Here is a 22,682-nt window from a genome sequence, read left to right on the forward strand (position 1 = left end):
TAAGAAAGCAAGGAAAGGCCAACAACCAGAAGCCCACAGCCCCGAAAACCAAAACCAAAAGAAAAAACCACTACCCAATATCCCGCCCAGCAGTCTCCCGCATAAACGGCAACGGCAACAAGGAAACCACCCCACACCCAATCAGATACCAAGCCGGCGCGAGATTACTCCCGGAAACCTGAATCAACCAGGTAGCAAAAAACTGCGCAAACCCACCAAAAATAGAAACCCCGAGACAATAAACAATCGACATCCCGGTAGCACGAATCTCACGCGGAAACATTTCCGGCAACATGACGATATTAGGCACCGCGGTAAACGCAACCAGCACACCCAGCACCGCCACCACCGATAACAAAACCGGCACCGTGGGCGAAGCATTGATAATCATGAACGCCGGATAAACAGCCACGATCAGCAACACACGAGAAACCCACAGCACGCGCTTACGCCCAACACGATCCGACAACGCCCCTGCAAAAGGCGAACAGATCACCGTCACTACCGCAGCAGTCCACGCGGCCCAGAGCGCCGACGACATCGGCAAATGCAGAATCCGGATCGCGTACGTGGACAGATAAAACAGCACGATATAGTTCGCCGCCGTACCGCCGATCGTCGTCAGAACGCCCGTCGTAATCACGCCGGAATGCTCGCGAAACAGCTTGCGCACCGGCTGCGAGGCGGGCTGTAAAGCCGCCGCACTCCCGCCTGAGTGCGGCGCCGAGCCGTCTTCGATACCCGGCAGCGTCTCATCCAGATGCCGCCGGATATAGATGCCGATCGGCCCCATCGCCATGCCGATCACGAACGGCACGCGCCAGCCCCAGCTCTCCAGCGCCGCGGTCGAAAGCGCCGCCGCCAACGCGACACCCAGCAGCGATCCGCACACCGTGTTCAAGCCCTGGCTCACGAACTGCCAACTGCCGTAGAAGCCGCGCGTTTTATTGCTACCGTATTCAAGCAGCAGCGACGTCGATGCACCAATCTCACCACCCAGAGCAAAGCCCTGAATCAGCCGCGCGAGAATCACCAGCAGCGGCGCAGCGACACCAATCGCCGCATAAGTCGGCGCGAACGCGATGATCGCGGAACCGAGCGTCATCAGCCACAGGGTGAGGCTCATCGCGGCCTTGCGGCCCGCGCGATCGGCATACGCCCCGAGCACGATGCCGCCCACCGGCCGCATGATGAAACCCACGCCGAACGTGCCGACCGCAAGCATCAGTTGCGCAAGTTGCCCTTCCACCGGGAAATACAGCTTGCCGATGATCGTCGCGAAGAAGCTGTAGATCGTGAAGTCGAAAAACTCGAGACCGTTGCCGAGCGTAATCGCGGCAATCGCTTTAGCGTGGCTCGCGCGCCTCGCCGGTTGCGCTGCCGTCGCACTCTGCATGCTCAACGCTTCGGTGCCCGCGGGTTGCGGTGTGGCGGAATAGTCCATCTGTGTCTCCGTGATGTGCTTCCTGCAGATGCGCGGCTTGACCCGCCCATGCAAACGCTGCTGCGTCAGACCAGAAACGCCTGCGCGAGTCTCACCCAGTAAGCCGCGCCAGTGGCGAGGCAATCGTCGTTGAAGTCGTAGCCGGGGTTGTGGACCATGCAGCCGCCCTCGCCGTCACCATTGCCGATGATGAGGTAGCTGCCGGCGCAACGCTCCAGCAGGAACGCGAAGTCTTCGCTGCCGGTGAGCGGCTGCATATCGGCGATCAGGCCGCCTTCGCCGAGCCAGTCGAGCGCGACTTGCCGCGCAAGACCGGTCATTGCCGCGTCGTTGACGAGAACCGGATAGCGGCGCTGATAGTCCACATGCGCCTGCGCGCCGAACACGGCTGCCTGTCCGCACGCCACCGCCGTGATGCGCTCCTGCAAGTAATCACGTACCTCGGGTTTCAACGCGCGCACCGAAAGACGCATCTCGGCCGTCTCCGGAATCACGTTCGGCGCTTCGCCCGCGTGAATCGCACCGACGGTAATGATCGCCATATCGAGCGGCGCGATGTTGCGCGAGACGATGGACTGCAACGCGAGCACGATTTGCGCGCACACCACCACCGGATCGACCGCCTTATGCGGCACCGCGCCATGACCGCCGCGCCCGGTCACCTTGATGATCACCGTATCCGACGAAGCCATGAAAGACCCGGGCAGGAAGCCGAACTTGCCCGTCGGGAAACCCGGCATGTTGTGCATCGCAAACACGGCGTCGCACGGAAATTTGTCGAACAGGCCGTCTTCGAGCATTTTTTTCGCGCCGGCGAGGCCTTCTTCAGCGGGCTGGAAAATCAGATTCAACGTACCGTCGAAGCACTTTTCCTGAGCCAGATGTTTGGCCGCCGCGAGCAGCATGGCCGTGTGACCGTCATGGCCGCATGCGTGCATCTTGCCGGGCACCTTGCTCGCGTACGGCAGGCCGGTGGTCTCGTGAATCGGCAGCGCATCCATGTCGGCGCGCAGACCCAGTTTGCGCGTGCCGGCGCCAACTTTCAGTTGCCCGACAACACCCGTTTGACCCAGCCCGCGATGCACGGTATAGCCCCAGTCCTGCAAGCGTTCGGCGACCAGGTCGCCGGTGGCGAACTCTTCGTAAGCCAGTTCGGGCTGCGCGTGAATGCGGCGGCGCAGCGCGATCATTTCGTCTTCGAGTTCGGCGATGCCCGCCGGAATGGCCATGGTGTTCACGTCGTGTCTCCATCAATGAAAGCGTGAACCCAGCATAACGACGCCGATTTTCCAGCGGCAGGCGTAGAATCGTTGCGGCAGCAACCGCTGGTTGCCACCCTATTCGCTCATTGTCAGATGAAACTGCATCAACTCAGCACATTAGCGGCGATTGCCGATACTGGAAGTATCCGGGCCGCCGCCCGTTCGCTCGACCTGTCGCCCGCCGCCGTGACCAAGGCCATGCGCGAACTGGAAGCCGATCTACAGGCGCCGCTGGTGGTGCGCAGCGCAAGCGGCGTCGCGTTTACCGAGTTCGGCCGCGCGCTGGTCGTGCATGCGCGCGTGGTGCTCGGGCAATTGCAGCGGGCGCAAGCCGAGATCGAAGCGCTACGCGGCGCCGCCGCGGGCAAACTGTCGATCGGCGTCACGCCGTGGGTCGCGCTGACGTTTCTGCCGCCTACCGTGCAGCGGTTCCGCCAGCGCATGCCGGAAGTGCAACTGGAATTCTTCGAAGGCTTGCTCGCGGTCGTGCAGCCGCGTCTGCGCGACGGCAGCCTCGATTTTTCGATTGGTCGGCCGCCGCCCGCGTCGCCGCAATCGGAGTTTCACAACGTGCCGCTGTTCTCCACGCATTCGGCCGTGGTCGCGCGGCGCGATCATCCGAAAGCCGGTTGCCGCACGCTGCTCGAACTGGAAGACGCGGAGTGGGTATTGAACTGGGACCCGGCAAGCCGCGAGTCGATCTCGGACAATGTGTTCCGCAAGCGCGGCATGCAGGTGCCGCACACCATTCATCTGGCGCACTCGCTGGCGGTCGTGCTGGGTTTGCTCGCGCACACGGACATGCTCAGCATTTTTCCGTGGCCGCTCGTTGAAGTGACGCTCGCGAAGGAGCAGTTGTGGGCGCTGCCGCTGCGAGAGACGGTGGACGAAACCATCGTCAGCATCACGTCACGCCGCGGCGCGCCGACGAGTCCGGCGGCCGCGTGCTTTCTCGAATGCCTGCGTGAAGTCATCGACGAAGGAGCGCGCTCGCAAGATGCCGAGCAGCGCCGGTTGTTTCATTCGATCGAATTGCTGCTTTAGTCGCGGCATGCGTGGGAGCATGCCGCTGCGCACACTCAAGCGCCGTAACCGACCACGCCCTTGATCTCCAGGAAGTCTTCCAGACCGAACTCGCCGTACTCGCGGCCATTGCCCGATTGCTTGAAGCCGCCGAACGGCGCGTCGGGATTGTAGTCCGCGTAGTTCAGATAGATCGTGCCGGTGCGCAGGCGCTTCGCCACCGCGCGGGCGTGCTCGAGCGAGCCGGATTGCACGTAGCCGGCGAGACCGTAGAGGCTGTCGTTGGCCATCGCGATGGCTTCATCTTCAGAGTCGTATGCGAGGATCGACAGGACGGGCCCGAAGATTTCCTCACGCGCGATCGTCATCTCCGGCGTGACCTTGCCGAATACCGTCGGCCGCACGAAGTAGCCGTTCTTCAATCCTTCCGGACGGCCCAAGCCGCCGGCCACCAGCGTGGCGCCCTCTTCCATGCCCACGCCGATCAGCCGCTGGATCTTGTCGAACTGCTGCTCGCTGATCACCGGCCCGAGATCCGTATCCGCCGCATTGGCAGGACCGACGCGCAGCGCTTCGGCGGCCTCTTTCGCATAGGCCAGCGCTTCGGCTTCATGCGCACGCGGCACGAACATGCGCGTGGGCGCATCACACGATTGGCCGCTGTTGTCGAAACAGGCACGCGTGCCGCGCATGACGGCTTCTTTCAGGTCGGCGTCTTCGAGAATCAGGTTGGCCGATTTGCCGCCCAGTTCCTGATGCACGCGCTTGACCGTATCCGCCGCGGCCTTCGCGACCAGCACGCCCGCGCGCGTCGAACCGGTGAACGACATCATGTCGATGTCAGGATGCGACGACATCGCTTCGCCCACAGTGCGGCCCTCGCCGTTCACGAGGTTGAACACGCCGGCCGGCACGCCCGCTTCGTCAAGGATCTCGGCGAAGATGATCCCCGACAGCGGCGCCAGTTCCGACGGCTTGAGCACCATCGTGCAGCCTGCCGCGAGCGCGGGCGCAAGCTTGGTGGTGATCTGCAAAGCCGGCCAGTTCCACGGCGTGATCAGCCCGCACACGCCCACGGCTTCCTTGCGGATCAGAATGCCGTTTTTCAGAGACTCGAACTCGAATGTGTCGAGCGTGCGGATCATCGTTTCCAGATGCGCGACGCCGGTCCAGGCCTGCGCGTCGTTCGCGTACTGGAGCGGCGCGCCCATCTCGCGGCTGATCGCATGCACCATGTCGTCGTAGCGCTTGCGATAGACGTCGAGGATCGCTTGCAGCAGATCGATGCGCTCCGCGATCGTCGTTTCGCTGTAGGCGGGAAACGCGCGCTTCGCGGCCGCGACGGCGCGATCGACATCCGCCGCGCTGCCGAGCGAGATCTGCGCGAACGCGGTGGCGGTGGACGGATCGATAACGTCGAGCGTGGCGGCGTTGGCCTGCTCGATCGACCCGAGCGGCTCGACCCATTGACCGTCGATATAGAACTGCTTGGCGTGTTGCATGAGGCTTGTCCTTTACGTGAATGTTTCAGGTCAGACGGGGGGCCAATCGCACCCGCGGCGGCGTCACCCGCTTTACATCGACGCCGCTCAATCTGAATGTCTTCAAATCGAAATTCATCGCTACGCAGCTTTGGCTCAGACTCCGGCTTCGAATCCATTTTTCGCATCGACTCAACGATAGCGACATCGATCCATTCCACCAGGAGAGACACATGAGCACCATCACTTTCACCCGCATCGACGCTAAAGGCCCAGGCGCATCCGGCCTGAACCCGGCCCTGCACGATCCGGCCGACGTCATTCTCGAAGGCGCCAAGGCGCCGCACGCCCTCAATGCTTACTCCGACGCCACCAACATGTTGTCCGCCGGCGTGTGGCAATGCGATGCGGGCACGCTGAAGCTGGCCGACCTGCCGATCCACGAAGTCTGCGTGCTGATCGAAGGCGAAGTCGTGATCACCAGCGACGACGGCCGCAGCGAACGCTATGCAGCCGGCGACGCCTTCATCCTGCACAAAGGCTTCTCGGGCACGTGGCACATGCCGGTGGCGACCAAGAAGTACAGCATCGTGTACTGCGGTTGATTCACACTGCATCGCTGCATTGCTTCGTTGCTTCACCCGCAACCGCACCCGCACCTGTACCCGCTAAGGTGCGGTTTTTTTATTCCGGCGGCAACACAAAAAAACGCGTCCGCCACCACTGCGCGGAAGCCATGGGCTACATCGGAAAACCCAGCGCCTTGATCGAATTGATCCACAGACGCCGCCAGCCGCCGCGATCGTCCGCGCCGTCGAACGCATTGAAAGTGATCTTCGCGGCGATCCAGCGCACGGGTTCCGGCGGTATATACGACGGCCCCTTGCGCGAGATGTCGAGCGACGTGATCACCGTATCGCGATGCCATAGCATGTCGAGCCCCATCTTCGCGCCGAAGCGGCTGCCCGCCACGCCGAAGCCCGTATAACCGGCGACGAACACGCTCTTGCCGCCGTGATAGCGGCGCGCGAACACGGCTCCGCGCGAGCAGTAGTCGATCGGGCCGCCCCATGCATGCGTGAAACGCACGTCGTCGAGTTGCGGGAAGGTGCGGTAGAACGCTTCGGCGAGTTTGTAATAGGTGCTTTCGTCGCGATCGGCTGCGGGATTCGGATCGCCGCCGAAGTGATAGCTCACCCGGCCGCCAAAGATGATGCGATTGTCTTGGGTGAGCCGGAAATAATTGAGCTGCGTGCGCGTGTCGTAAATGCCCTGGCGATTCTTCCAGCCGATGCGCGCCATCTGTTCTTCGCTCAACGGCGCGGTCGCGATGATGTGATCGCGCACCTGCATCACCCGGCGCTTGATGTCGGTCACGCCGACGTCCGCGGTGCCGGTGCCGAGCAGCACGCGCGGCGTCTCGATGCGGCCCGCCTGCGTGTGCACGATCATCGTCGCGCCGCGGTCTTCGAGGCGCGTGAGCGGCGAATGTTCATGCAGGCGCACGCCGAGTTTCAGCGCCGCGGCCTTCAGCCCCCAAGCGAGCTTGGCCGGATGAATCGTGCCGCTGCGGTTGCGTGACCACATCGCACCCGCGAAGAGCGGCGAATCGAGCTGCTCGCGCGCGCCTTTACTGTCGAGCAACACCACGTCGTGTCCATGCGCGACATGCAGTTCGTAGTCACCCTTCAGGTGACCCAGGTGGCCCGGGTCGACCGCGACGGTCATCTCGCCGTTCCATTCGACATCCGCTTCAATGCCGTAGCGCGTCAACGACGCCTTGAAGCCGTCGAGATTCTCCTGCCCCAGCTTTTCGAGCACGTCGAGGTCTTGCGGAAAGACCCGTGTCGCATTCGGCAGACCGTGCATCACCGAAGTCGAGATGATGCCGCCCGGACGGCCCGAAGCGCCGTAAGCCACCTTGCCCGCCTCGATCAGCACGACGTCGAGCGACGGGTCGGCTTCTTTCGCCTGAATCGCGGCCCATAAACCGGTAAAGCCGCCGCCCACCACGACCAGATCCGCGCAAGTCGGACCGATCAGTTCCCGTTCGACAGCCGGCGCGCGCGGATTGTCCAGCCAGAACGGAAATAGCTTTACCCCTTCAAACGCGCGCTTTACTGACTCGCTCATGCTGTTTGCCTGCCTGATTTGAAAACCATTACTCGTACCGCACGATTCTGCACGCATCGGCGCGCGCTTCAACCTGCGTCCTGCGTGTCCAGCACCGCCTCTTCACGTTCCGCACGCGTGGCGCGCTGCGCTTTCGCCTGCCCTTGCGCGGCTGCTTTGAGCCGGCTCGCCGGGACCACCGGATGCACGTTCATATTGCGCTGCGAACCCGCACGCAACCAGCGTCGGCCTTGCGGACCGTACACGCCGTCCGGCTCCGGGAAACACTGCAGCAACGTGAGGTAGAGCGTGCAGGCCAGCGTCAGCGAAACCGGCATGCTGATGTCGAGGCCGCCGGCGAGCTGCCCGAGCGGGCCCACGAACTGATCCGGCAGATTGACGAAGCACAGGCCGATCACCGCGCTTGGAATCCACGCGCCCATCGCGCGCCAGTTCCAGCCGTGCGTGAACCAGTAGTGGCCGCCACGACCGCCGCGATTGAACACCTGTAAATCGTCGGACAGGTAGAAGCCGCGCCGGGTCACGAAACCGATGATCATGATCATCATCCACGGGGAACTGCAGACGTTGATCAGCACCGAGAACGTCGACACGCTTTCCACCAGATTAAACGCGAAGCGGCCGAGAAAAATGAAGCCGATTGCGAGACTGCCGATCAGCAACGTGGCGCGCACGCGGTTCAGGAATGTCGGAAACATGCTCGACATGTCGAGCCCGGTGCCGTACAGCGCCGTCGTGCCCGTCGACATGCCGCCGATGATCGCAATCAGGCACACCGGCAGAAAGAACCAGTTCGGCGAGATCGCCAGCAAACCGCCCACATAGTTATTCGACGCGATGAAATCCGGCGCCTTGCCGGCGATGATCGTCGCCGTGGCGAGGCCGAAGAAGAACGGCACGAAGGTGGCGAGTTGCGCGAGCATCACGGCGAGAATCGTGTTCTTTTTCGGAGTGTCCCGCGGAATATAGCGGGTCCAGTCGCCAAGCGTCGAGGCGAACGACACGGGATTGCTCATCGCGACCAGCACGGCGCTCACGAACGCCGGCCAGAAACCCGCCGAACCGAGCGCGACCTTGCCGGCATACGCGCTGTCGAATGGGCCGGCGAACGCGGCGATACCGACCACGAACAGCAGGCTCGCGGCCCACACCGCAATCTTGTTGACCCACAGCATGAAGCGAAAACCGTAGATGCACACCGTCAGCACCAGCACCGCGAAAAGACCGTAAGCGAAGCTCAACGTCATCCCGTTGACCGGCAGGCCGAGCAGATGATTCGCGCCGCCCACCAGCGCATCGCCCGAACTCCACACCGCCAGCGAGAAGAACGCGACCGAGGTCAGCAACGCGAGAAACGAGCCGACGATCCGCCCATGAATGCCGAAATGCGCGCCGGAGGAAACCGGGTCACTGGTGCCGTTACGCGGACCGAACAGGCTCATTGGCGCGAGGATGCACGAACCGATCAATACGCCGATCACGATGGAATAGACGCCCGCCTTGAACGACAGGCCGAGCAGCACTGGAAAGCTGCCGAGCACCGAGGTGGAAAAGGTATTGCAGCCGCCGAACAGCAAGCGGAACAGATCGATCGGCCGCGCATATCGCGAGCGATCCGGAATGCGTTCGAAACCAAATGTTTCGACTTGAGTGATGCTGTTGCTGCTCATTGTCTCCGACTCCTGTAACGGCCAGGTCAATCACAATGGCTCGCCACAAGGGTGCGGCGTCCACTTTTCTCAGATGTCTGGACGCCACTGTAAAGACAATCGCCGCGGGCAAAAATATCGTCCGCCCAACCTTTACTTCGATCGCCGGCGATGTAACGGAAAAGCCTTTTCCCATAAGGCTCTACGGGTACGCTGGAAGGTCGCCTCGCGACTCGCCAGGCGGCACGGCCGGCGCAAACGTCGAAGCGAATAGCGAGAATCGATGCGTGTTACGCGCCGCCCGCCTGACGCGCCTGGCGGCGCTTTTTTGCCGCAGCGACGGTTGGCAGCGGCACCGGCACCGCGCCGGACATGCCGTGCTCGATCAAAAAATCGCGGAACAGACCGGCGACGTGCGGCAAGCGTTTGTCCGACATATGCATCACGTACCAGTCGCGTTCGATCGGATTGGCGGGCAGCGGCAGCAACGCGAGCAGGCCCGCCTGAAACTCCAGCGAACAGGCGTGCAGCGACAGGAACGCGATACCCAATCCAGCCTCCACCAGTTGCTTGATAGCCTCGTTGCTCGACAACTCGGAGCCGATGTGCAGCTTGAGCCCGGCGAGGCGAAACAGATTCTCGACGGTCGAGCGCGTGCCCGAACCTCGCTCCCGCACGAAAAGATTCGCGCTTTGCAGGTCGTCGAGCGACAAACGTTTTTTCTTCATCAACGCGTGCGCGGGCGAGGCGACGAATGCCATTGGATGCCTCGCGAACGCGGTCGCCGCCGTGCGCAATTCGCGCGGCGCACTGCCCATCACCGCGAGATCGATCTCATGCGTGGCCAGCATGCGGATGATGTCGGCGCGATTGCCGACCTTGAACTGCACTTTCACTTGCGGACGCGCTTCGGTAAAACGCACGAGAAACGGCGGGATCAGATACTCGGCCGTGGTGATCGCGCCGATGCGCAGCGTGCCGCCCTGCTCGCCGTGCAACGCGGCCAGATCGTCCGCCGCGCCGTTCCACAGGTCGAGGATTTCCAGCGCATAGCGGGCGAGAATCTCGCCGGCCGCGGTCAACTGCACGCCACGTCCCACGCGCTGCAAGAGCGGCGCGCCCGCGGCCTCTTCCAGCAAACGCACCTGGAGCGAAACGGCCGGCTGCGTGAGCCGCAATTCCTCGGCCGCGCGCGACACGCTGCCGAGCTTCGCAACCGTATGCAAGGCCTTCAACTGACGAAACGTGGCGGTTTTTAACATAAGTGAAAACCTATATGTTCTTCATAAACATTAAATTGTGCTGCGGTTTCCGCAGATTTTATACTGGCCTCACAGATCAACCGGAAATCTTCGGTATCGCGCTCCACGCAGCGCCATCACCGGCCCGGCAGAAATAACGTTCGGAGGAAAGCGATCATGGTCGAAATCGATCAGCAGGCAAGCGCAACAACGCAGCGTGCGCAGCATATGCAACACGCGCAGCGGACGGACAACACGGCGGCGCATCGGATCGTCATCGTTGGTGGCGGCGTGGGCGGACTCGGGCTCGCCACGCGTCTGTGCGAATCGCTCGGGCGCGCCGGTCTCGCGCACATCGTGCTGGTCGACCGCTGGCCCACGCACTTCTGGAAGCCGCTGCTGCACGAAGCCGCTTCGGGCCAGCTCGATCCCGCCACGCATCAACTGCAATATGCGGTACAGGCGCAACGGCACGGCTTCGAATTCGAACAGGGCGAGCTCACCGCGCTCGATCGCACACAGCGTCATATCACCCTGAGCGCGCTGCGCGATGCCAACGGCCGCGAAATCCTGCCGTCACGGCAGATCGCCTTCGACACATTGGTGCTGGCCATGGGCAGCGTCACGCAATATTTCGGCGTGCCCGGCGCCGCTGAACATGCATTGCCGCTCGAATCGGTCGCGCATGCCGAAGCCTTCCGCCGCAAGCTGCTCGACGCCTGCCTGCGCGCCAACCACGCACGCCGGGCACGGACCGCGCAAGCGGACACGCCGGTGTCGATCAACATCATCGGTGCTGGCGCGACCGGCGTCGAACTCGCCGCGGCGCTGCGCGACACGGTGCGCTTGCTGAATCGCTACAGCCCGTTTTCGCTCGATCCGGTGCGCGACTTTCGCATCCGCCTGATCGAAAGCAGCGGGCGCGTACTGCCCGCGCTGTCCGAAACGATTTCGGCGCGCGCGCAGCGGATGCTCGACAGCCTCGGCGTGGAAGTGTTGAGCGCGACACGTGTCACCGAAGTACGCGCCGACGCCGTGCTGACTGAAGGCGGTGCGCCGCTCGCCAGCGACATCGCGATCTGGACAGCGGGTATCGCGGGGCCGCCAGTATTGCGCACGCTCGACGGCATCGCGGTGAACCGCAACGCGCAAGTGAACGTGAATCGCACACTGCAGTGCACGAACGACGCGAACGTGTTTGGTCTGGGCGATTGCGCGGCCTGCCCCGCCGACAACCCAGGCGCGTTCCTCGCGCCGCGTGCGCAGGTCGCGCACCAGCAGGCGCTGTTTCTCGCGCGCGCATTGAAGTGCCGCGTGGCGGGTGAAGCGCTGCCGGAGTTCATCTATCGGGACGCCGGTACGCTGGTCGGCTTCGGGCGTGAAGGCGCGATTGGCAGCCTCAGCAGCAGCCTGCTGACGCAGCCGGTGTTCGTCGACGGTTGGCTCGCTACTGCCGTCTACAAGCTCATTTATCGGCGCCACGTCATGACACTGACCGGTTTCGCACGCATGGCGCTCGACACGGCGAGCCACTGGCTGCGCAGACGCGTGCATCCGGTGATCCGTCTGCACTGAGCGAAACGAGGCGACTCACGGGTATCGTGAGTCGCCACAGGCCATCGTCCACCGACACCCTTCACCGTGGCGCAATCCGGCGCCTACCGCGCAAGCCACTCTGCATCCCCGTGCAATTCTCCGTTCGATCGAGTCCTCGTGCTCGCTCCCACGCGGCTCGATAAACGCTAGATAACCATCCGCGTGTCATGCGGAAGCCACCATGCGCGTGAAGTACTGCAACCGAGGATGCATGCGCGATATATGACGAAATTGTCATCTTGCTCTCATCTTGAAATCGAGCAGCAAATCGTACGATGAGGCCGTTTCACTTTCGACTCGTACCGTATGCGGCATTTTCAAAGAATGCGAAGCCTGACAATGCGCATCGCCCATTTCGGCGCGGGCTTCCCGGCGCAATGGGAACGGCTTCAGATCGAACGGCCGGTCTCGCTGGCGGCCGCCCTGGTTGTCATTGCGATCAGCTCCCTGGCGTTCTGGTGGAATCAGCCTGACGGGTTGTTCGACGGCGGCCAGCCGTCCTGCGCATCCTCGTCCGCATCCGCATCATTATCCGGGAAGCCGGGTGGCCAGGACGGCGCGTTGTTCACGCGCGGCCTGCTCTCGCTCGAAGTGTTTTCCGCCATGGCGCGCACGTCGCCCCGCCCGTCGAACCCTCTGCCCGCAGTAGATCAGAGCCTGGAGGCATCCCATGCCTCCCTGTCATGCAGTCCCGTCACGCGCATGGGCCGCTGAAAAGCGTCACCGGAGAAAACACCATGCGTATCCTGATCGTCGAAGACGAAATCAAAACCGGCACGTACCTGCGAAAGGGATTGACCGAGGCGGGCTTTACCGTCGACTGGGTGGAAGACGGCGTGACGGGCCAGCATCGCGCGCTGACGGAAGACTACGACCTGATCATCCTCGACGTCATGCTGCCCGGCCAGGACGGCTGGACGGTGCTGAAAAACCTGCGCCGCACGCATTCGACTTCGGTGCTGCTGCTCACCGCGCGAGACGAGGTGGACGACAAGGTGCGCGGCCTCGAAATGGGCGGCGACGACTATCTCGGCAAACCGTTCGACTTCGCCGAACTGCTGGCCCGTGTCCGCAGCATCCTGCGGCGCGGACAAGCCCGCGACGCCGCCTCGTTGCAAGTGTCGAATCTGGTGCTCGATCTGACGCGCCGCAAGGCCACGCGCCAGGGCGACACGATCCTGCTCACGGCCAAGGAATTTGCGTTGCTGTGGCTGCTGATGCGTCGTCAGGGAGAAATCCTGCCTCGCTCGACCATCGCCTCCCAGGTGTGGGACATGAACTTCGACAGCGACACGAACGTCGTGGACGCCGCGATCCGGCGCCTGCGCGCGAAAGTCGACGACCACTACGAACCGCGGTTGATCCACACCGTACGGGGCATGGGCTACGTACTGGAAGAGCGCTACACGTCCCTGCCATGATGCGAAGTCTATTCGCGGCAATGCGTCCGCGCGCGACAGCGCGGATCATGAAGCCGCCCGTGCGACTCCTGCCACGCACCTTGCGCGGCAGGCTGTCGATCCTGTTCGCCCTGTCGACCTCGGCAGTGCTGGTTTTCAACGGCCTGTTGCTGTACCACGGCCTGAAAACGCGCCTCGAAGCGACGTCGGGTCACGAGATGGCCACCACCCTCGCCACGCTGCAAACGCGCCTGCGCACCATGCCCGATCTCGCGACGGTCAGCGCCGATCGTGCGACCTGGCACAACCAGTTGCACGGTCACAAGAACCTCGATATCGCATTGTTCGACACGCGCAGCGCACCGCTCATCCGCACCAGTGGCTATTGGCCGAATGCGGAAACGATGACCGTGCGCGCCGGCGCCGCTCCCGTACCCGTGTCAGCGAGGACACAGCCGCTGCGCTTTCTGGTGGCGACGGCGCCGCTCGGCGACCTGTCCGGCACCGAGGTGCGCGTGGTCGTGCAATACGATGCGACTAGCGAACACGCGTTATTGCGTGCCTACGCGCTCAACGTGCTGTTTGTCATCGCGACCGGGACGCTTGTGAATGCGCTGCTCGCGTGGTCGATCGCCCGTTTGGGCCTGCGGCCGCTAGCCTGTTTGACGGCGCGTGCCGAACGGATTTCCAGCAGCCATCTTGCGCGGCCGTTGCCCGAGCACGACATGCCGGGTGAACTGAAGGAGTTGAGCCGCGCCTTCAACCGGATGCTGGCCCGCCTGCACGAGTCCTTCACGCGCCTCACGCAGTTTTCTTCGGATCTCGCGCACGACATGCGCACGCCGCTCACCAACTTGCTGGCCGAAGCACAGGTGGCGCTATCGCAACCGCGTTCCGCGGATGAATATCGCGACGTGATCGAATCGAGCGTGGACGAATTCCAGCGGCTCGCGCGTCTGATCGACAGCATGTTGTTTCTCGCGCGCGCGGATAGCGGTCACCACCGGCTGACGCTGCAGTCTGTCGACGCGCGCAGCGAGGCGATGCGGATCGCCGGCTACTACGAAACCATGGCTGCGGATGCCGGCGTCGAGATCGTCGTATCGGGCGATGCACACTTTCAAGGCGATGTGCCGCTGGTGCAACGGGCGCTGAGCAATCTGATTTCAAACGCGTTGAGCCACGCGCCGCGCGGCAGTGTTGTCAACGTGCAGTGCGACGAGCGCCGGCGCTATGCTCTGCTGTCGGTGTCGGATAGCGGGGCGGGTATCGCCAGTCCGCATCTGGAGCGGATCTTCGACCGGTTCTACCGGGTCGATCCATCGCGCCATAACTCGGCGAGCGGCACCGGTCTTGGACTTGCCATCGTCAAGTCGATCATGGACGAACATCAAGGCGAATGCAGCGTGGAAAGCGTGGCGCACGTGCGCACCACCTTCAGTCTGCGCTTTCCGAAGCACCCGCCTCATCCCTTTTATCCCTCTCATCCCCCTCATCCGCCTGGTATTTGAGCGAAACGCAGGTCGGCTTGCGTCGGCGATTCGCCGCGAGTCGGGTTACGCCGGGCGGACTTTCAGTCCAGAAACTCTGCCGCCCGCTTGCGCAGCACCGCGCCGAAGTCGTCGAGCCAACCGATCGACAAACGCCAGCTCTGCCAGTACAGGTCGACATCGATCGGCTTGCCGGGCGCCATTTCCACCAGTTCGCCGTTGGCCAGATGCGGGGCGATCATGCGCTCGGGGCACATGCCCCAGCCGAGGCCCGTCACGCAGGCGCGCAAAAAACCGGCGACATGCGGAATCCAGTGCAACGGCGGATCGAGTTCCGCGCGCGTGATGCGGCGCATGAAGCGCTTTTGCAACTGGTCCTTGGGATTGAAGTCGACGCACGGCGTGTGGCGCAAGCTCTCGCGCGTCACGCCGCCTGCAAAGTGACGTGCGAGAAAGTCCGGTGAACAGACCGCCAGATAACGCATCCGCCCAAGACGCGTGGAGCGGCAACCTTGCACCGGCTCGGCTTGCGTAGTGACCGCGCCTTGCACGCTGCCGTCGCGAATCCGCTCCGCCGTATGGTCCTGATCGTCGATTACCAGATCGAGCAACATCTCCCGCTCTACGCAAAATTGCGCGACCGCATCGATAAACCAGGTGCCGACGCTGTCGTCGTTGACGGCCACGCGCAGCGCCGGCCATGGTTCGACCAGCGCGCCGGGCAGCGCCGGCAGGCGGCCGGTCAACTCCGCTTCCAGCAATTGCACGCGTTCGGTGTGCCGGCACAGCAGCGCGCCCGAAGTGGTCGCGACGCAGGGCTGGCCGCGTTTCACCAGCACGCTGCCCACGCGCTCTTCGAGCAGCTTGACCCGCTGCGACACCGCGGACGGCGTCACGTTCAGTTCGCTGGCGGCGCGGTCGAACGAGCCGTGACGTACCACGGCGGCCAGCGCGTCGAGCAACGCATAATCGAGCATTAGCGTTCCTTAATCGGCGTTAAGTAAATTAGCTTCTCTTATTCCAAGCGAACCCGCAGACTAGCCCCGTTCGCTTCTCCCGTCTACTGGATCGATTATGAACTGGCTGTCTTTTTCCCATGGCGCCGCTTTGTGCGCATCCCTGATCGTCACCATCGGCGCGCAAAACGCCTTCGTACTGCGTCAGGGCATCATGCGTTCGCACGTCGGCAAGATCGTCGCGCTGTGTGCGCTGTCGGACTTCATTCTGATCGGCGCGGGCGTCGGCGGCGCATCGGTGCTGGTCGAGCGTTATCCGGTGTTCGTGCACGCCATGCTGTATGTCGGGCTCGCCTATCTGGCGTGGTTCGGAGTCAACGCATTGCGGCGCGCGGTGCGGCCGGAACACGCGGTGCTGGAAAGCGACGGCGGTGGGGCGGCACCCGTGCAGCGCGCCGTACCGATCATTCTGATGACGCTCGCCTTCACGTGGCTCAATCCGCACGTGTATCTCGACACGTTCCTGCTGATCGGCACGGCCGGCGCACGCGAACCCGAAGGCGCGCGGGTTGCCTTCGCGCTGGGCGCGATGGCGGTCAGCGGAATCTGGTTCATCGGGCTGGGTTACGGCGCGCGCGCCCTCGCGCCGCTCTTCAAGCGGGCGACGGCCTGGCGTGTGCTGGATGGCGCGATCGGCAGCATGGTGTTGCTGCTCGCGGTGACGCAACTGCGGTGAAGGCCGGGTTACCCGTGACTGTCGATCCAGGCGCGCGCCCATTCCAGACCTGCGCGTTGCGCTTCTTCTTCAGTATCGAAGTGGGCGAGAATGCCCGACGCCTCGATCAGCTTGCCGGCTTGCGTAATGGTTCCGCTCGCTCCATACCGCTCGGGCTGCAATATGCCCTCCTGCTGCAGGATGGCATGCCCCCAGACGGTGTAGCCGTGATAAGTCTCGGATTCCATTAGCGCATGACCTCAGCCGTAGCACCGCGGGAATCCACACGCAATACATTGCCCTCCGGCGTTATCTGCCGTGGAATCTCGGTCATGTCCGGTACGTGCACGGGCACGTTTTCTCGCGTATCCGCCTTCGCGGCGAGCTTCGTAACTGCTGCCGGCGCTGCCGGCGAACGCCGCGCATGCACCGCCACGGCATGCGGACCAACGTGTCTGCCCGCTGCCGGCTTGCGTGCTCCAGCCGGGCGGTGCGGCATGCTCGCTCGCGCTTCTGGCGGGTTCCAGATCTCGACGTAGTGCTCCGCGGCGATTCCCGTCGAAGCCACCGTGAGCAGCATTGCGCCCAAGCCGAAAATTCGAAACATGATCTCTCCGTATGCTCTTTCGCGCGGTTCACGCCCGGCGTGAAGAATATCGCGAAATAGTACCTGCTCGCCGTGACGAAACGCACTGCGAGCTACTGTACATCCATACAGGTATTTGCGCAATCGGATGAGTGTGCGAACTTTTCAAGCTTGTGAAAAACGCGTCCGGATCAGATGGGTTTGTCGCTCGCCGGTTTGCCGAAACGGGTCGGCGCTTTCTCGCCGTCTTTTTCGAAGTCGCTATAGGTCCAGTCGAATTTCGCGGTCGACGTCGCGAGCGAACGGCTCACTCCAATACCGTATTCGGTCAGATACGTACGACGCGTCTTGTTCTGGATGATGCCGTCCTTGGTGTCCTCGCAGTCGAAGTCGATCGCCTTGCCGGTAAGCGTGGCATTGACCTGCGAAGCCGGATAGTAGTGGCCCGTGTGACAGCGCGACACGGTCGTGCGGAAGTTGGTGATCTGCACCGTCGTGCCGACCTTGAAGGTTGTCGCGTACGTCGTATCTTCCTTCGGCGCATCGAACGCGAACTGGTTGTTGTCGCTGTCATGCACGACGAACGGAATGAACGCCATTGTCTGCGAGTAGGAAGCCGTCTCCTGTTTCAGGCTGTACACGTTCAGGTACGAAAGGCTGAACGTCGCGCCGCTCGGTACGTCGTTAGACGACGTCTCGAGCACCTGCTGGACCAAACCCGTGTCCTTGGCGTTGATCAGTGTGGCTTTGAAATCGCTCTTCATCGCGACGGCGCCGACGTGCCCTGACAGCGTGCCCGACATCGTCAGAATCTTGAACGGCAGCGTGTGCTCGCCTGGAGCGGGCAGTTTGTCGCGCACCCCGGAAGGCAACGATTCGATGCTGAAATGCGTTGCGAGATACCCCGGCTTGTCCCGGGCTATGTCCTTGACCGGCACGAACTGGGCGCACCCGGACAACAGGGCGATGGACACCAATGACACGCCGGTCAGCACGCTGGTCTTCTTGATCTGCATACTCTTTCAATCCCCTATCGACTTATCGCAACCCGAGTGTTCCCGTGCCCGTCGGCTAACGCGCCGCAAGATGGGCGTGCCGATCTGCATATCGGCGTCCGGGAATGAATCTTTAGCGCGTATTCGGTTCGAGCGTGAGGATTCAGAGAGTCGACGGACAAGCTATCCGACAACCCACGCCCACGCCGCCCGCAGGCGACGCGCGCGGTTTTCGAAGAGATAGGAGGCAATCAACGCCAGGAGACCGGAAATAGCACCCGTCACGATGTGCTCGACATACGGGATGCGGTAATGACTCGCGTGCGAATAAGCGTCGCCTATCGTCGTCAGAACGCCGACGACAAGCGCATTGCCGTATCGATGCGTGTAGAGCTTCGCCGCAGGTGTGAAGGTCAGGAGTACGGCGAGGAGTCCGGTGAGCAGACCAGTATGGAATGCAATTGCCCAGTGGGCAAAACTCATGACATTGCCCCAACTCCCTGGCATGCAGGTCATGCACGCGCTGGTCGGCTGCCAGAAACGCTGGATAAAGAGCCTGGCGCGGCGCTTCCACTCGGTTGACATGATGTTTCCCCACCGATGCCGTTGACATGGCCGACGCCGCCATGCGTTTCGTTGGAGCGGTGTCCAGACCGTTTAACCAGATTGCCGTCAACGTCATGGATGCATGAAATCCGCAAGCCGTCGAGGCCGGGCGAGAACGCCCGCATGGTCGAATACTACACCGCGACTGGACGGCCGGCGTTAGGTCCGGAACCAGAATCCGGCGCTTGCGTTTATCGCTGCGACTCTGCAGCCGGGTTTGGCGACATGGGTTTGGCCACATGCGCTTGGCCACATTTCCTGCTTGGCGGAAAAACAGCCAGGCGCTAGCGCGTGGCTACGCGCAACCAGAATCCGCGCACCGTGCGGTCCGCAAAAAGCTAAAAACTCATTGCAAACCCGAGCGACACACCGTGCACGTTGTGTCCGAACACGTATCGCACCATCGCGCGAGTGCGAGTGATGAAGATCGGATATTTGCTGCTATCGAGTTCCAGTCCGACGCCCAACGACGTGAGGTCGTTGAACCCCAGCACGCCGGCGCTGTCGCCAAAGTAGTGGGAATAAGCGGCTTCCAGCACATAGCGGATCGGCCGGTCCAGTGCATGCCAGCCGGTAGGCGCGCGCCAGCGGGTCCACAGGCTCACTTGCTGCGCCATGGCCGAACCCTGAACGGCCTCCGACGAACCGCCGAAGCTGCGCAGGTAGATGTCGGTGGCACGCAATTCGGCATCGATTTCATAGTTCTCGCGGTAGTGCTCGTAGTCGAGCATGAGTGAGCCACCGTAGCCGTACGCGTCAAGCGAGCCGTTTTCGAGGAATTGCAGGTTGCGGTCAGTGACGTGATTGAAGATGGACTGCCCCACTTTCAGATCGCTTGAAACACGTCCAATCGTGCCATTCAGGATCGGACGGAACACCAGTTCATCCGTGATCCGGAAATCCCAGCCGATGCCCACCGTGCCGCTGAACGTGTTCCATCTTGTCGGCACCGCACGCTGCTCGGCGCCATTCGTAGCGATAAAGATAGGATCGTAACGACTGTAGGCGAGCGTGCCCTCCAGGTACAACGGGACGGATTTGCTGATGGTGAAACCGCCGCCAAACTGCGTCTGACCGAAACCGGGATTGCCGGTGGTGCCGCTATTGACCGACAGGTTACTGGTCGTAACGTCCGGAACCGTTGTGTAGGTCATGATCGCGAGCACGGCGTTGGCATGTTGCTTCACATCGCCGCCGACCACGGTATTGCGCGTCGATTGGCCCGGCCCGGCCTGTGCATTCGACAGACAGGGCAACAGGGTGAAGGCCAGGGCGGCGCACGCCGATGACGCGCCGCAGGACCAATGCATCCGGAGCGCGGGCATGGTCAAACGACCTCGTCATTTGTCTGCGCGATTGCAAGCTGCCACACAGCGTACCGAACGCACATGACCCACTCCTGTCGATCTGATCGCTTTGTTTGTCTTCCACGAGACTGGCATTGCGTGCCAGTACAACACTTCCGGACAACCGATCTGGCGCGAGACGACCGCGCCACCTTTCGCGGCACTTCGAGTGGATTACATTGAGAGCCGCCCAATTGTATCGTTGATACGAGGCGATACTTTTCGGCGAAGTTCTACTGTAGTCGGTGAAGATGGTTGAGCGACAGCGGTGACTGCCGATCTGCGACCGGCGGAAACAGTCAAACTACTTCGTTCTCTCGCCACGAGATAGTGGCAGGGGCCATTTTCAAACTGTATGGACCGCCGGTGCCGGCCTTCGAGTTCAGCCATCGCTTCACGGTCTGCCCGTGGCATGGGCTTGCAGCGGACCCTCATTGGTATCGAATGACTGCGGTCCGTGGCGCCTTGCCAGGAAGAATGCTGGGCGCTTTGTTCTGGTGGCGCTTCAACACTATCTTCTGGAGCCGGCCAGACTTCGTCCTCCTGAAGACCCGTCCGAGTCATTCAGATGCGATCCACCTCCCTCCCGTTACAAACCCTCTTCGGCCGATCGTCGAGGACGATCATGAGACCGACCGCGACCTTTAAAAACAGCGCTCCTTCAGCCAATGAGATCGGCGCCTGTCGTAAGAACAATTTTTCCGAAGTGTGTACCGGAATCGATCAGCTCGTGAGCGCCGCGAGCGTCGGCAAGCGCAAAAGTCTGGTAGACAACCGGCTTGATCCTGCCGCTCTCGATGAGCGGCCAGACCTGCCGCTCCAGTTCATTGATGATGGTCGCCTTGTCCGCGGACGTGCGTGATCGCAAAGTCGAGCCCATATGCGTCAGACGCTTCGTCAACATCGGCACGAGGTTGAGATCCTTCGCCGGCCCCTTGATCACGCCCACCTGGAGGATCCGCCCAACCATCGCCGCGGCGTCATAATTTCTGGCCACGTAGTCACCGGCAATGATGTCGAGGATCACGTCGGCGCCTCGTCCGTCGGTAGACCGCTTCGTTTCGGCGACGAAATCGTCCTCGCGGTAATTGATCGCGACGTCCGCACCCAACGCCAGGCTCGCCTCCCGATGCGCCTCGGAACCCACCGTCGTGATGATTTTCGCAGCGCCGAATGCCTTCGCCAGCATGGTCGCCGTGGCGCCGATACCGGACGCACCGCCATGGATCAGCACCGATTCGCCGGCAACCAGCTTGCCGCGCTGGAACAGGTTCAGCCATACGGTCATAAACGTTTCGGGCATCGCCCCCGCTTCCACCAACGTCAGGCCTTTGGGAATGTGCATCGTGTTGCAGGCGTGCGCGACCGCGTATTCTGCGTAGCCACCACCGGGAATCAATGCACACACCAGTTCGCCGATCTGGAATTGGGACACGTCGGAGCCTAGTGCAACCACCTGACCTGCCACTTCCAGCCCCGGAATGTCCGACGCGCCGGCGGGCGGATCATAAAGCCCCTTGCGCTGGAAAACATCTGGGCCGTTCACGGCCGCCGCGTGGATGCGAATCAGAACCTGATCGGAGGCCGGCATCGGAACCGGGCGCGTAGTCGGCACGAGGACCTCAGGACCTCCGGGCTGTTTGATCTCGATGGCCGTCATCGACGACGGTACGCGAAAAGTTGAAGCAGACATGGATACCACCCCTTCTATGGATGAGGCTCGTTTAATCCGGGAGGATCAGCGAACGAGCAACGCCTGAAATCAGTATAGGCCTCGACATTGATGAATTCGCGCAGCATTATTCACACTGACAGATGCAAATTTGCATCAGGAGAGCAGCACGATGAACTGGGATGACGCGCGAGTGTTTCTCGCGGTGGAGCGCGAAAAAACGCTCCGTGGAGCGGCCAGGACACTCAATCTCGATCAGGCCACGGTCGGCAGACGGATTGCGGCACTGGAGCACGCCCTACGTGCAACGCTCTTCCTGCGCACCTCTGAGGGTTACGCGTTGACCGCCGCAGGGGAGGCAGCGCTGAAATCGGCGGAGAAAATGGAGCACTCCGCACACGAACTCGTCAGACGAACTCAAGGTACGGATACGCGCCTTGCGGGGGATGTAAGAGTCACCAGCACCGACTCGATCGCGCTCGAATTCCTGTTGCCCGCCATCGAACGCCTGCATGCCGCGCATCCCGAAGTGCGCGTCCTGCTCGACACGTCGACGCGCATGCTGAATCTGGCAAAGCGTGAAGCGGATATCGCGGTCCGCTCAGTCAGGCCGGATAATCCCGATCTTGTTGCGCGGCGCCTCGCTCGCTGGCCGATGGCGCTCTTTGCATCGAACGCTTATCTGGAGCAGCACGGCAAGCCGGTTGCCGGCTCCGCATTCGCGGGCCACGATCTTGTCGTCTATCAGGGAAGCTGGACAGGTAGTCGCTCACCGACGCTTGCTGGCGCTCTTGCTGGCGAACCGATACATGCCGGGCGCATTGTATCGACCTTCAATTCCAGCCTGATGCTGCGTACCGCGGTAAAGGCCGGCCTCGGCATCGGTGAGCTTCCGATACATCTGGCTGAACACGACGGCCTCGTCCAGCTATGGCCTGAACCCGCACGTGGGGCGGTCTACGAAATCTGGCTCGTCACGCATCAGGACCTTCGGCATACCGCGCGCATCGCAGCGATGATTGACGGCATCGTCTCCGCATTCGAAGATCACACAACCCACACGAGATAGCCATCCACGACCTGGCTC

At 62.3% G+C, this 22,682-nt stretch carries 21 protein-coding genes; 8 read left to right on the forward strand and 13 right to left on the reverse strand.

Annotated elements, in window-relative coordinates:
- Positions 1 to 70: 70 nt before the first annotated feature.
- Positions 71 to 1,444, reverse strand: a complete 1,374-nt coding sequence (locus tag P0D70_RS25920; protein WP_408186552.1) for an MFS transporter — start codon at positions 1,442 to 1,444, stop codon at positions 71 to 73.
- 65 nt (positions 1,445 to 1,509) lie between these two features.
- Entirely contained in the window at positions 1,510 to 2,682 is a 1,173-nt protein-coding gene (locus P0D70_RS25925) for a M20 aminoacylase family protein (RefSeq protein ID WP_408186553.1), read from the reverse strand.
- A gap of 117 nt (positions 2,683 to 2,799) precedes the next feature.
- Here P0D70_RS25925 and P0D70_RS25930 point away from each other — a divergent pair, with 117 nt between their 5' ends.
- A complete protein-coding gene (locus P0D70_RS25930) occupies positions 2,800 to 3,750 on the forward strand; it encodes a LysR substrate-binding domain-containing protein (protein WP_091795156.1) in 951 nt (316 codons plus the stop codon).
- Between the two features lie 35 nt (positions 3,751 to 3,785).
- Here P0D70_RS25930 and P0D70_RS25935 read toward each other — a convergent pair whose 3' ends face one another.
- Complete coding sequence (locus P0D70_RS25935; protein ID WP_408186554.1) at positions 3,786 to 5,231, reverse strand: aldehyde dehydrogenase family protein; 1,446 nt, start codon at positions 5,229 to 5,231, stop codon at positions 3,786 to 3,788.
- Positions 5,232 to 5,443: 212 nt separating this feature from the next.
- Between P0D70_RS25935 and P0D70_RS25940 the strand changes: the two genes are divergently transcribed.
- Positions 5,444 to 5,815, forward strand: coding sequence for a cupin domain-containing protein (locus tag P0D70_RS25940; RefSeq protein ID WP_408186555.1), 372 nt, complete (start codon positions 5,444 to 5,446; stop codon positions 5,813 to 5,815).
- Positions 5,816 to 5,951: 136 nt separating this feature from the next.
- On the opposite strand, the gene P0D70_RS25945 is transcribed toward P0D70_RS25940, so the two are convergent.
- From P0D70_RS25945 to P0D70_RS25955, 3 genes are all read right to left on the reverse strand, one after another.
- The gene (locus P0D70_RS25945) at positions 5,952 to 7,343 is read right to left on the reverse strand and encodes an NAD(P)/FAD-dependent oxidoreductase (RefSeq protein WP_408186556.1); all 1,392 of its coding nucleotides are present in this window, start codon (positions 7,341 to 7,343) and stop codon (positions 5,952 to 5,954) included.
- 68 nt (positions 7,344 to 7,411) lie between these two features.
- Positions 7,412 to 9,013 (reverse strand): purine-cytosine permease family protein, encoded by a 1,602-nt coding sequence (locus P0D70_RS25950; RefSeq protein WP_408186557.1) that lies wholly within the window; start codon positions 9,011 to 9,013, stop codon positions 7,412 to 7,414.
- Between the two features lie 269 nt (positions 9,014 to 9,282).
- Complete coding sequence (locus tag P0D70_RS25955; RefSeq protein WP_408186558.1) at positions 9,283 to 10,254, reverse strand: LysR family transcriptional regulator; 972 nt, start codon at positions 10,252 to 10,254, stop codon at positions 9,283 to 9,285.
- 207 nt (positions 10,255 to 10,461) lie between these two features.
- On the opposite strand from P0D70_RS25955, the gene P0D70_RS25960 reads away from it, so the two are divergent.
- From P0D70_RS25960 to P0D70_RS25975, 4 genes are all read left to right on the forward strand, one after another.
- Complete coding sequence (locus P0D70_RS25960) at positions 10,462 to 11,808, forward strand: NAD(P)/FAD-dependent oxidoreductase (RefSeq protein ID WP_408186587.1); 1,347 nt, start codon at positions 10,462 to 10,464, stop codon at positions 11,806 to 11,808.
- 360 nt (positions 11,809 to 12,168) lie between these two features.
- On the forward strand, positions 12,169 to 12,543 hold the full coding sequence (locus P0D70_RS25965) for a hypothetical protein (RefSeq protein ID WP_408186559.1): 375 nt from the start codon (positions 12,169 to 12,171) through the stop codon (positions 12,541 to 12,543).
- Positions 12,544 to 12,566: 23 nt separating this feature from the next.
- The gene (gene irlR, locus P0D70_RS25970) at positions 12,567 to 13,250 is read left to right on the forward strand and encodes a heavy metal response regulator transcription factor IrlR (protein WP_091800626.1); all 684 of its coding nucleotides are present in this window, start codon (positions 12,567 to 12,569) and stop codon (positions 13,248 to 13,250) included.
- A 47-nt stretch (positions 13,251 to 13,297) separates the two neighbouring features.
- Positions 13,298 to 14,740 (forward strand): heavy metal sensor histidine kinase, encoded by a 1,443-nt coding sequence (locus P0D70_RS25975; RefSeq protein WP_408186560.1) that lies wholly within the window; start codon positions 13,298 to 13,300, stop codon positions 14,738 to 14,740.
- A gap of 62 nt (positions 14,741 to 14,802) precedes the next feature.
- Here the strand turns inward: P0D70_RS25975 and P0D70_RS25980 are convergent, their stop codons facing one another.
- Positions 14,803 to 15,696 (reverse strand): LysR family transcriptional regulator ArgP, encoded by an 894-nt coding sequence (locus P0D70_RS25980; RefSeq protein WP_408186561.1) that lies wholly within the window; start codon positions 15,694 to 15,696, stop codon positions 14,803 to 14,805.
- Between the two features lie 97 nt (positions 15,697 to 15,793).
- Here P0D70_RS25980 and P0D70_RS25985 point away from each other — a divergent pair, with 97 nt between their 5' ends.
- Positions 15,794 to 16,411, forward strand: a complete 618-nt coding sequence (locus tag P0D70_RS25985; RefSeq protein WP_408186562.1) for a LysE/ArgO family amino acid transporter — start codon at positions 15,794 to 15,796, stop codon at positions 16,409 to 16,411.
- 8 nt (positions 16,412 to 16,419) lie between these two features.
- Here the strand turns inward: P0D70_RS25985 and P0D70_RS25990 are convergent, their stop codons facing one another.
- The 6 genes from P0D70_RS25990 to P0D70_RS26015 all read right to left on the reverse strand — a co-directional run bounded on the left by P0D70_RS25990 (position 16,420) and on the right by P0D70_RS26015 (position 21,616).
- On the reverse strand, positions 16,420 to 16,638 hold the full coding sequence (locus P0D70_RS25990) for a DUF6566 family protein (RefSeq protein WP_091795184.1): 219 nt from the start codon (positions 16,636 to 16,638) through the stop codon (positions 16,420 to 16,422).
- Entirely contained in the window at positions 16,638 to 16,997 is a 360-nt protein-coding gene (locus P0D70_RS25995; protein WP_091795187.1) for a hypothetical protein, read from the reverse strand. The genes P0D70_RS25990 and P0D70_RS25995 overlap by 1 nt, the downstream gene beginning before the upstream one ends.
- A gap of 170 nt (positions 16,998 to 17,167) precedes the next feature.
- On the reverse strand, positions 17,168 to 17,992 hold the full coding sequence (locus P0D70_RS26000; protein WP_408186563.1) for a hypothetical protein: 825 nt from the start codon (positions 17,990 to 17,992) through the stop codon (positions 17,168 to 17,170).
- A 162-nt stretch (positions 17,993 to 18,154) separates the two neighbouring features.
- Entirely contained in the window at positions 18,155 to 18,556 is a 402-nt protein-coding gene (locus P0D70_RS26005) for a hypothetical protein (RefSeq protein WP_091795193.1), read from the reverse strand.
- A gap of 359 nt (positions 18,557 to 18,915) precedes the next feature.
- Entirely contained in the window at positions 18,916 to 19,902 is a 987-nt protein-coding gene (locus P0D70_RS26010; RefSeq protein ID WP_091795196.1) for an autotransporter domain-containing protein, read from the reverse strand.
- A 682-nt stretch (positions 19,903 to 20,584) separates the two neighbouring features.
- Positions 20,585 to 21,616, reverse strand: coding sequence for an NAD(P)H-quinone oxidoreductase (locus tag P0D70_RS26015; protein WP_408186564.1), 1,032 nt, complete (start codon positions 21,614 to 21,616; stop codon positions 20,585 to 20,587).
- Positions 21,617 to 21,767: 151 nt separating this feature from the next.
- On the opposite strand from P0D70_RS26015, the gene P0D70_RS26020 reads away from it, so the two are divergent.
- Positions 21,768 to 22,664, forward strand: a complete 897-nt coding sequence (locus tag P0D70_RS26020; protein ID WP_408186565.1) for a LysR family transcriptional regulator — start codon at positions 21,768 to 21,770, stop codon at positions 22,662 to 22,664.
- The last annotated feature ends 18 nt before the right edge of the window (positions 22,665 to 22,682 follow it).

Source organism: Paraburkholderia sp. RL17-381-BIF-C, assembly GCF_046026435.1.
Classification (GTDB): domain Bacteria; phylum Pseudomonadota; class Gammaproteobacteria; order Burkholderiales; family Burkholderiaceae; genus Paraburkholderia.